Genomic DNA, 6,578 nt, shown 5'->3' with positions numbered 1-6,578 from the left:
GGAAAGAGTTCTATCAGCCAAGTCGACCACCGGGAACAAAAACGTTTGTTTGGGGATTAGAGAAGTTCGAATCAATTATGATTGGCTACAACATATTAAATTAAAAAGATGTGTACGAACGTCAGAGTTTTGCTGACGGGTCACTGACTATAATGCCTCTGGCATTATTGCTGCGCATCGTCTGCTCGTGTTGGTTTCGGGTCTCAGCTAAAAAGGTTTCCCAAACCTTTATAGCTGTTCCCATCCACTTTCATTACGATGCAAATTCGGTATGATCAAGGTCCAGAGGACCGTATTTGTTTGTAATAAGATATAATTAAAAAGAATGAGGTGCAGCGCACCGGCTTTGTTCATTTAGTACAAGCCATTAATAAAATAAATTAAGCTTTACTCACTCATTTCCACTATCCAATCAATCAATAAAAATAGATGAACATCACATTAGGTCAACCATTTAAAATTATTAACTTTCATTTCATTAAATATTATAACCTCTAATTTCAACTGATGCGCAAATCCAAGGCTGTTTCACTAGCTTTTATACCCTTTGTTCTTTTCTTTCTTTTCTCTTTAATGAATGAATCCACCATCACACTGACTGAAAACGGCCAATCCGATTATCAGATCATCATTCATGACGATACCGATTCAATCATTTCCCAATCAGCAAAAATCCTAGAATCTACCATTTATAAGATAAGTCAGGCTTCGATTCCTATCATCAACATTGACCTTCAAAATCCTAAGAAAAAGCAAATCTTACTAACAACATCTGAAAAACTAAAACCTCATGAAATAGCTATCCACGTCCAAAATGAAAACCTATTGATCTCTGGTGGATCTCCAGAAGCGCTGCGAAATGCCGTTTATGAATTTTTAGAACAATTCCTAGGCTGTAGGTGGTTTGCGCCTGATGCTGAATTTATTCCAGAACTAAACAAGATTACGCTTAATGCAACATTGACCTATAATTATGCCCCTAATATTAATATCAGAACCGTCCATTCGCGTCTCTTTTATGACCATCCTGAATTTGCCCATCAACTAAAAGTAACTTCTGAAGCCTTTCCTTTCTATGTGCCTTCCGGTCGAGTTCACACTTTTAATAAATTTGTCCCAGAAGAAAAATTCTACGAATCACATCCTGAATATTATGCGATGCGCGGTAACAAAAGGCTACCCACTCAACTGTGTTTAACCAATCAGGAAGTCCTGGAGATGGTTATCGATTCTGTAGGTGCTCTTTTCGAAAGAAATCCTGAAGCCTCCGTTATTTCTGTAAGTGGAAATGATAATACGCAATTCTGTGAGTGTGATCAATGCAAAAAAATTGACCTAGAAGAAGAAAGTCATGCTGGTACAATGATTCGTTTCGTCAATGCTGTTGCACGCGAATTTCCTGAAAAGCAAATCTCCACATTGGCCTATCAATACACGCGAAAACCTTGTAAGACTAAACCTATAGAGAATGTGCTGATCACGCTGTGTTCCATAGAATGCGATCGAAGTGCTTCCATTCCTGAGAAGTGTGCTGATTTTGCTGATGACTTAAGAGGCTGGAAGACGTTAACGGACAATATTCGGATCTGGGATTACACGACACAGTTTACCAATTTTCTGGCTCCATTTCCCAATATGCACACGCTGAAACCAAACATCGAATTCTTCGAGGAAAACAATGCGAAGTGGGTTTTCGAACAGCATAGCAATAATCCGAGTGAACTGTTTGAGCTTCGTTCTTATATGATGGCAAAGTTGCTTTGGAACCCAGACCTGAATACTGATGACGTTATCAAAGAATTTACGGATGGTTATTATGGTGAAGCGGGGCCATTTGTTAAAAAATACGTGGACTTGATTCATGAGAAAATTATAGCAGATTCCGATTTTTTCTTGTTTCTGTATGGAGATCCATCACAAGCCTTCGATTCTTATCTTAATAAGGATCTTCTAGATCAATACCGTGGGTTTTTTGACGAAGCGGAGCAAGCCGTTTCAGGTAATCCTGTTGTGCTAAAAAGAGTAAAACGAGCTCGTCTCGGGGTTGATTATGCCGTGTTAGAAGCTTGTAGACAATCCCTTTCATCGAAATACGATCTAGAAAATGTGGACTTTGTTCAGCCACTTTTAGAAAGTTTCAAGGCAAGATGTGATGCTGATGGAATCACGATGATGAATGAAATGCGATACAGCGTAAGTGAATATTATGATGCTTACAAGCAAACGCTCGACGTTGCCGCTCTACCAAATATCGCACGCGGCAAGAAAGTCACCTTGTCAACAAAGCCGAAAAAATATGCTGATGAAAATCCGTTGGCGCTTACTGATGGTGCATATGGCGGAAGTAGTTTTTATGCGAATTGGTTAGGATTCGAAGGTAATGACTTGGAGGCGATAGTAGATCTTGGTGAAATTCGGGAGGTAAATTCTATCAATATGGCCTTCTTGCAAGTTACGAATCACATTGTTTTCTTTCCATCGGAGGTTATTTATTCTGTTTCAATAGATGGGAAATCTTTCGTTGATCTGAAACCTTTAAAAAACCAATCTCCGCTTACAAAATCAAGTAAGATTAATGATGTTCAATATTATGAATTAGAAATATCTGCAGAGGCACGTTACATAAAAGTAAGTGCTAAGAATCTAGGTACTGCTCCGTATTGGCATCATGCGGCTGGAATGCCATCATGGATCTTTGCGGATGAAATAATCGTGAGATAGCAGCACCGCTGGTTATTCAATTCTAGCGAATGAAACACCTGGGCCTTTCAGGGTAAAGCTTGTTATGCTACCCTGCTCGTCTTGACTGAAAGTAATCGTTTCCGGATCTTTCAAGTCGAAAAACTCAAGCGGACCAATGGCATCAAGCACATGGTTGCTTCCCAACTTGATATTGATCTTTCCTTTCTTAACCTTCACTTCTACGATCATTTTTCTTTCTCCTTCTTCGTACTTATATTTTCCTACAAATTTCAAGAGGTCTTTTTCATCTATATCGTACAATTCAATCTCTTGTTGTTCGAAAATCCCCATTTCATAGTACTTAGAAATAGTCGTCTGCAAAGGATTTATGATTTCATTGCCAGCATCACCGCTTGTAAGAATAATAATTCCATCTCCGTTATATACGCTTGCAATCATATTGTTTGTGAATCCAGCATTCTTTCCACCGTGGCCAAAGATCAACTCCTCACCATCATTTCTTAGAGACGGTCCAAGTCCCCAGTTCCCCTTGTGCTTAGTCAGCATTTCATTTACAGTCTCTGGACTTAATACACCATCCTCCTTTCCATTAGCAATCGACCGGATTTCTATGATGTACTTAGCAAGATCAGAAGGAGTTGTCCAAAGTCCAGCTGCCGCTTGCTCTGGATAGTTATGGTAGGATTTGTCGATGATTTTTCCTTTTCGGTTGTAAGCTAAACTTGCATTTTCTTTCAGATTCGAAGGTAATGGTTGGTAAAACGTGCTGTTTTCCATTCCGATCTTCGGGAAGATATTCTTTTCCATGAAAATTTCCAGTGGCATTCCACTTACATCTTCTACTAATTTTTCCATAATGGTATATCCACCACCAGAATACCTCCAATTACTTCCTGGTTCGGTATCTACGAAAACCTTATCTGTATTTCCTTCACCATTCAGCACTTCTGTGATCGTAGGAAACTTATCTTTTTCGGTATAGCCTGGAAAGCCGTGAACGGTCGTTCCTGCGGTATGGCTTAGCAGACGTCTCAGGGTTACTTTTTCTTCTTTAGTAAAATCAGATGCTGGTACTTTCCAGTCTTTTAGGTATTCATTCACATCTTCATCTAAGTCTACTTTCCCTTCTTGGACTAATGTCAATGCAGCTAATGCTGCTAAAGGTTTACTGATAGATCCCGCTTGAAAGAGTGTGTTTTCATCTACAGGTTGTATAGTATTTGTATTTGAAACTCCATATCCCTTAGTCCAGTGTAATTTCCCATTTTTAATGACTGCAACGCTTAGACCTGGAACATTGAATTCCTTCATTAATCCTTCTATGGTTTTGGTTTTAGCAGGTTGTCCTTTTACAGCAATAAGTGGAAGTAAGTTAGTTTCTATTTCTGTTTGCTCGGTAAGGACTGTAGTATTCTGAGCGGCACATGCTATAGAAAATAGTAAGAAGAGGAGAATATGTTTCATATCTAACGATGGATTATAAGTTGATTTTGAATTACAACAAGGTAACGACGTTAAGATGCAAATAAATTGGGTTAGGGCGTGTTTTAATGGAGATTGTGGGAAAAAGGGGTGGAGCTGAGCGTGGAATTATTTAGAAACTGTTAAATCAGCTCATTGACAATTATAGCCAGTTCCTTTCTGTCAAATGGCTTCATCGCCTCTTTCATGTTTTCAATTTTAATTTTATTATACACCTTTCCTTCAGCCCAATGATCTATTAAAGTAGTAAGTTCATTTGCATTCTGGAATTGACCGACAACACTTTTCAGACTATTATTCAAGGGATAAAAAGCAGGAAGAAGTGCTGGGATACCATATCTAACCATATCGTTAATGTTACCAGATGTTGTAGAATACCCGTTCTTTTCTGTAATCACGCCAAAGCTCATTTTTTCTTTCATTGGTAAAATGAGGAAGTCCGTTTCACGCATTTTTTTATCGTATATTTCTTGAGGGATAAATGAAGTATAACAAACTAATTCTAATGAATTTATTTTCTTAAATTTATTAATGATTTGCAAGCCATATTTCCCCTTTGGTTTGCCTAGTAAAGTAAGCTTAATATTATGATTCTTAATTTTTTTTAAAGCTTCAATTACAACTTCATAATCTCGACTCTTATCTGAAATAATTCCTGGGATGGTAATAAAAATGTTTTCATGAAAAGCAATATAAGAAACTTCTTCATTTACTGAAAAGGGTAAACAAAGCATTCTTTTCGTTGATTTTTTGTTTTTTGTTAAGGCATTTTTAATAGGAAAAAATAGGATATCAGCCTTCTCTTCAGCTCTTTTAAGAGCAGGTCTTTTAATCAAAATAAATTTAAGCAACCTTCCAATATCTTTTACAAATTCAATAGGGTGGGTGTTAAGTACTATATTTTTAAAAGGCTGAAATTGGCAATGAGCATTATGAATTACTATTGCCAACTTACATGCTATATTTAATTCTACAACTTTAGCCGATTCATCTTCAATCGTGGTCTGAATCAACACCGATAATTCTTTAATTATCAGTTCATACTCTAATAATTCAGAAACATTTTCAATAATGTGCCAATTAATCCTAGGATTATCTTGAAAATCATAAACCTGATTAAAATTCCATTTATTGGTAAATATTTCAACAGTCTTAACTTTTTCACTTTCTAATAAAATTAATATATAAGCACGCAAAACCTCATTATGGTTTGCCAGCTCTAATAATCCTATCTTTTGCATACTTTTGTAATTATGAACAAAAGTACATCTTTCTTCTCAGTTATCATCCCTACAAGAAATAGGGCTGCACTTCTGCAGAAATGTGTCCAGAGTGTGATTGATCAAAAATTTACGGATTGGGAGTTAATCATAGTTGATGATGGTTCGACTGACCTGACGAGAGAAGTTGTTCAAGAATTTAAAGATGATCGGATTAAATACATCTTTCAGGAGCATCTAGAGCGGAGTAGCGCTAGAAATCATGGAATAGATGTTGCCAATGGAAGGTATGTGTGCTTTATAGATGACGATGATTTAATAACAACTGATTACCTAAATGATTTTTACCAGCATTATGAATCTCGGGATTTTCCTGAAACCATTTTAAGAACAGGATTTGTTCGGAAAATCAAGGAGAAAAGTATTACGACAACTAATTATGATCAAAAGAAGCATAAAAATCCCGTGAATTATGCTGCCTATCATATGTGCGGTGTATGGTCACTTAGTATTCCTAGTCGTTTCTTAGAAGTGGATCGATTTCCAGTTGACTTCCCACATTGGCAGGATACACACTTGATCTTAAGGTTGTTAATGAAACACCCATTTGTACAATTATCAAACTATAATTATATCTATCAAATCCATGAGGAGATGGGATCTAAAAAAGCAACCTTGGATTTTGATCCTTTGGAAAGAGCAGAACTTAATGTTGCAGCTTTCGATGATTTGTTCTCCGCTGAAGGAAAAAATTTAGCGAAATATTTAAAAAAGAACACCTTATCTTTTCTAAAGGCAGAAAAGTATATTCAATATGCCGTTGCATCAATAGCGCCTAATAGAACGCAATCCAGATTAATCTTCCAAAAGTCCATCAATTCCGGCATTTATGTTAGTCTATATAAAAACTATATACTCTATATTGTTAATTATATAAAGTACATCAAATGAGCTTTTCCTTTTCTTCTTTATATTTATTTAAGAAGAAATATAATAAGATTCTAAAAATGAATCGCATTACATATGATCAAAAATATTAAGTTCACCTTGTAGACTTACCTTTCTTAATACAGTTTATAATTTAAATACTATTTCTAGTACAGCCCCTTATTGGGGTTTTAAAACCCCAATAAGGGGCTGTTGGCGGCTTGAAAATTCTATCGGGCTCTTATC

Annotated in this window: 4 protein-coding genes; 2 read left to right on the top strand and 2 right to left on the bottom strand. The window is 36.5% G+C overall.

Going from position 1 to position 6,578, the window contains the following annotated elements; genetic code table 11:
• The first annotated feature begins 507 nt into the window (after positions 1-507).
• Positions 508-2,721, top strand: a complete 2,214-nt coding sequence (locus L2586_RS24255; protein WP_235295598.1) for a DUF4838 domain-containing protein — start codon at positions 508-510, stop codon at positions 2,719-2,721.
• A gap of 12 nt (positions 2,722-2,733) precedes the next feature.
• Here L2586_RS24255 and L2586_RS24250 read toward each other — a convergent pair whose 3' ends face one another.
• Both L2586_RS24250 and L2586_RS24245 read right to left on the bottom strand, forming a co-directional pair.
• Positions 2,734-4,167, bottom strand: coding sequence for a serine hydrolase domain-containing protein (locus L2586_RS24250; RefSeq protein WP_235295597.1), 1,434 nt, complete (start codon positions 4,165-4,167; stop codon positions 2,734-2,736).
• A 140-nt stretch (positions 4,168-4,307) separates the two neighbouring features.
• Positions 4,308-5,426 carry a hypothetical protein gene (locus L2586_RS24245; protein WP_235295596.1) on the bottom strand — a complete coding sequence of 373 codons (1,119 nt, stop codon included), beginning with the start codon at positions 5,424-5,426 and terminating at the stop codon, positions 4,308-4,310.
• Positions 5,427-5,438: 12 nt separating this feature from the next.
• Here L2586_RS24245 and L2586_RS24240 point away from each other — a divergent pair, with 12 nt between their 5' ends.
• Positions 5,439-6,356 (top strand): glycosyltransferase family 2 protein, encoded by a 918-nt coding sequence (locus tag L2586_RS24240; RefSeq protein WP_235295595.1) that lies wholly within the window; start codon positions 5,439-5,441, stop codon positions 6,354-6,356.
• Positions 6,357-6,578: the final 222 nt, after the last annotated feature.

It is taken from the genome of Portibacter lacus (assembly GCF_021533215.1).
GTDB lineage: Bacteria > Bacteroidota > Bacteroidia > Chitinophagales > Saprospiraceae > Portibacter > Portibacter lacus.
This window is presented reverse-complemented; position numbering and strand designations above follow the sequence as displayed.

Bases quoted from the DNA above. Each gene is read 5' to 3' on its own strand.
- L2586_RS24245 (WP_235295596.1), bottom strand. From the start codon at position 5,426: ATGCAAAAGATAGGATTATTAGAGCTGGCAAACCATAATGAGGTTTTG.
- L2586_RS24255 (WP_235295598.1), top strand. From the start codon at position 508: ATGCGCAAATCCAAGGCTGTTTCACTAGCTTTTATACCCTTTGTTCTT.
- L2586_RS24240 (WP_235295595.1), top strand. From the start codon at position 5,439: ATGAACAAAAGTACATCTTTCTTCTCAGTTATCATCCCTACAAGAAAT.
- L2586_RS24250 (WP_235295597.1), bottom strand. From the start codon at position 4,167: ATGAAACATATTCTCCTCTTCTTACTATTTTCTATAGCATGTGCCGCT.